The sequence below is a fragment of the Streptomyces roseus genome (assembly GCF_001044425.1).
Lineage (GTDB): Bacteria > Actinomycetota > Actinomycetes > Streptomycetales > Streptomycetaceae > Streptomyces > Streptomyces roseus.
The window spans coordinates 1-3,469 of sequence record NZ_LFML01000079.1; the positions used below are offsets into that span (position 1 = coordinate 1).

A 3,469-nucleotide genomic window follows, 5' to 3' on the forward strand; every position below is an offset into this window, starting at 1 on the left:
CCCGCGGAGCGGGTCCCTGAGCGCTGCGCGCTCAGGAGAGAACCGCCTCACTGCGCTCGGCGGGCTCGGCTTCGCCGAGCCAGGGCCGGCCCTTCGGGCCGGTGTCCTGCGCTTCGCTCCGGACGGGTTCGGGACCTCGCTTCGCTCGGTCTCGAACGGCTCGCTGCGCGAGCCAGTGTGACCCCGTTTCACGGGGTTGCGGCCTTCGGCCTGTTGGGGTGTCCGCTTCGCTCCCACCCGGGTCCTCCGGCTTCGCCTTCGGACTCAAGGGCCCGCAAGCGGGCCCGGCTGGCAACAGCGGTGTTGCTCCTCACTGCGTCGGGGGTACTCTGCAGCGGTGGGGCAGGCAAGGCCTGCGGTCGGACACGGCTGCTTCATTTTTTTTCTCAGCTTGAAACTGAGATTGGTACCCCATGGGGGCGGTTGCTTCCCGCCCCCATGGGTTATGGTCGGGCGGAGTCGGTCAGACGGCGATCAGGTGGAAGGCGCGTTCCATCACGTCGTCGGCGGTGCCGGAGATGACTCGCTCGGCGCGGGCGGCGCTTTTCAGGTCGGGGCTGGCACCGCGTGCGGGGGCGATGTGGTTGGCATACTCCGTGATCGCGTTGTATCCCGCCCACGCCGTTCCACGGATGCCGGCCTGGGTGTCGGCCTGCTCGAACAGGTTGCGGATCGTGTACCAACGGGACTGTTGGTTGCTCTTCTTGCGGCTGCTGTCGGCGTCGGCGACGGGCCACAGCTTGTCGACGACCGTGCGCAGCATGGGGGTGGTCATCTCTGCGTCGAGCATGCGCTGTGCGGCCTTTTCGAACTCCTCGGCGTACTTGAAGGTGAGTCCCAGGGCCTGGCGGGCCTGTGCGATGCGGCCGCGTGCTCCGGAGGTGTGGCGGACGGTGTAGCTGCTCTTTGCGTTCCGCAGTCCGGCGCGCAGCGTGTTCGCGCAGACCACCCGCACAGGTGTGACGACGATGCGGAATGCGCTGCTGCCGTCGTGGCTGTTGAAGGCCGCGATGTACAGGTCCACGTTGTCACTGGCGCCGATGGTCATCGTTTGGGGCAGCTTCATGGTCAGGAACACCTGTCGGCCCTCTCGCAGGGATCCGGCCGTCTCGAAGTGCGCCCCCGACTCGTCGGCGAGGAAGTTGAGGAACTCGGCGTGTTCCTCGTTCTGGACGGGCGTGTAGTCGGGGCCGACGACACCGAGTGTTTCGGGGCTCCCGGTCTTGGGGTGCGTGCGTACGCTCGCCCGATGGTTCGGCACGTCCAGGAGGGTTGTACCCTCTGCCGTCAGTTCGGTGGCGTGCAGGCCGACCAGGCGGACGTTCCAGCCGTCCAAGGCCGCCAGGCGCATAGCGTCCTCAGCGGTCAGTGCATCGGCGGTCACCGTTCCCAGCCTGTGCCAGGCGCTCTCACGCGCGCCCACGAATGCGGCTGTACCGTCGCTGAACTGCTCGATCTCGTGTGCCATGGGAGTCTCTCCTTCTAGGGTGTTCTACGGATGCGGCAGGGGTGCCACTCCCCCGCCGCTGACGGGCCGTGGTCAGTCGTTCTGGGTGGCGGCGTACGCGGGGATCACGGCGCGCACCTTGTCTGCGTCGATGCATCCGGGGTGCCGGTACGGGGAGGGCGGGTTGCCGTTGCGGCCGCGCAGGTGGGACCAGTAGCGGTTGCCCTCCCAGCCGCACAGCTGGCATCGGACCGCCCACGGGTTATCCGCTCCGGGGTAGCCGCCACGGGGCTCCCACTGGTAGGCGGTCAGACCGGCCACGGCCTTGCGGGCCGCGTTCTGGTTGCGGTCGGTGTCGCGCATGCGCGGGTGCAGCAGCGGCACGCGGCCGCCCGTTCCCTGGTCCGGTTTCCGCGTGTCCGCTTGGGGCGTGATGTGACCCGCGCGGTACTCCTCCAGGAGATAGCGGGCGGCGGCGTCACTGCCGTCCCGGCCGTCGCCCCGCCGGATCGGCTCGCTCGTTCCGGCCGGGATGGCCAACCACCCTCCGTGCCATCGGAAGATCCGGCCGATCTGCTGCTCATCGACCAGGACCGGGTAGCGGCATTCGTGGTCGGCCCTGCCGATGCGGTACCCGTGCGGGCTGTCGTCGTTCGTCATGGCGGTGCTCCTCTGGGCAGGCCGGAATGCCTGCCAGGCTGGGATGTGGGTGTGGGAAGAGATTCAGGCGTCAGGACCCGGAACGGTCGGCCGCCGGGTCAGGCGGCCGATCAAGGCCGGGCCGGTCAGGCCAGGGTGGGGGCGTCCACGAAGGTGACGGCCGGGGGAAGCGGGTCGGACAGGTCTCGATCCTCGGCAATGCAGTAGGCCACGTGGCTCTGCTCGGCCGTGGCCGGGAACGCGGCAAGGTCACTGACCATCCAGGACATGAACCGCACGCGGCCGTCCCAGCTCATCGTGCGCGCGGCCAACATGGCGTTGACGCCTGTCGTCGTCGTTGCCAGAAGGAACGCGACGAACACGACCGGATCGTTGCTGTCGTCCTCGCTCAACACGGGCCCGTCGATGATGCACTGGCCCTCGACGCAGGTGACGTCGTCGCAGGTTTCTTCCTCGGTCGCCAGTACCACCGTGAGGTGGTGGGGTCCCTCACCGGCAGCGCGGGCCAGGGACCGCAGCAGGATCATGGATCGGCGGGCGAGTTCCCGTGCGGCAGACAGATCACGGGAAGGGGAGTCGAACATGGGCGTGCCCTCTCTTCGGTGTTCTGCGGTGGACATGCGGGGCCGGGTGCCACTCCCGGCCCCGCAGGGTGGGACAGGGGCGGCCGGGCAGGGACCCGGCCGACCGTGACGCCTGTCAGCGGGTGCGCTGCGCGGGAATGTGCAGGCTGCGCATCAGCACGCGCTTGGTGGTCAGGTGACGCTCGATGAGCTGGAGCACCTGGTCCTGCGTGAGGCCATCCGCGAAGGCTGCGCAGGTGTGGGGGATCGCGCCGGTCAGTACGACCGGGCCGCAGAGGGTGTGCGGGGTGTTGAGCAACCGCTGAGCGCTGCGGTTCACCTGGACGTCGTCCCAGAGCGCGTTGTCGTCCGACCAGACGGTCAAGGTGTCATCGATCCGCTGGGAGCCCATCCGGGCCGTCTGGTGGATGCCTTCGCGGCTGAGCAGTTCGTGGGGCTCAGTGGAGGGGGTCCAGTCGGCGAGGACGAAACTGCCGTCGTTGTGCACGATCAGGGCGAAAGGCTTGGTGTCCGTGGTCACAGCTCTCCCTGGAGTTCGCAGGTGCGGGGGTTCTTCGGTGCTGGTGAGGTCTTGCCACATCCCCTCACCAACAACAGAATTCTACCGCGATCTGACGTCATTTGGGCGCGGGAACGCCCTCACAGACCACCACGAAAGAGTGATGTATTAGCAGGTCACAGAGGGTTTACTGCCCGGTGGGGGGCGGGCATTGCGGGGCCGGTGTCGGCTGGACCCGGAGCGCGAAGCGCGGAGGGCAAGGGGTGTGGTGGCGGGTGG

At 68.3% G+C, this 3,469-nt stretch carries 4 protein-coding genes; all 4 read right to left on the reverse strand.

What is annotated here, in order from left to right:
* Nucleotides 1-463: 463 nt before the first annotated feature.
* Complete coding sequence (locus ACS04_RS20120) at nt 464-1,468, reverse strand: DUF932 domain-containing protein (protein WP_048478061.1); 1,005 nt, start codon at nt 1,466-1,468, stop codon at nt 464-466.
* Nucleotides 1,469-1,540: 72 nt separating this feature from the next.
* Nucleotides 1,541-2,107 carry a hypothetical protein gene (locus ACS04_RS20125; RefSeq protein WP_053080843.1) on the reverse strand — a complete coding sequence of 189 codons (567 nt, stop codon included), beginning with the start codon at nt 2,105-2,107 and terminating at the stop codon, nt 1,541-1,543.
* Between the two features lie 125 nt (nt 2,108-2,232).
* Nucleotides 2,233-2,691 (reverse strand): hypothetical protein, encoded by a 459-nt coding sequence (locus ACS04_RS20130; RefSeq protein ID WP_158977346.1) that lies wholly within the window; start codon nt 2,689-2,691, stop codon nt 2,233-2,235.
* 115 nt (nt 2,692-2,806) lie between these two features.
* On the reverse strand, nt 2,807-3,211 hold the full coding sequence (locus tag ACS04_RS20135) for a hypothetical protein (RefSeq protein WP_048478063.1): 405 nt from the start codon (nt 3,209-3,211) through the stop codon (nt 2,807-2,809).
* Between the last annotated feature and the right edge of the window lie 258 nt (nt 3,212-3,469).

Excerpts from the sequence above, each read along its gene's own strand:
- ACS04_RS20120 (WP_048478061.1), bottom strand. The coding sequence starts at position 1,468 with ATGGCACACGAGATCGAGCAGTTCAGCGACGGTACAGCCGCATTCGTG.
- ACS04_RS20130 (WP_158977346.1), bottom strand. The coding sequence starts at position 2,691 with ATGTTCGACTCCCCTTCCCGTGATCTGTCTGCCGCACGGGAACTCGCC.
- ACS04_RS20125 (WP_053080843.1), bottom strand. The coding sequence starts at position 2,107 with ATGACGAACGACGACAGCCCGCACGGGTACCGCATCGGCAGGGCCGAC.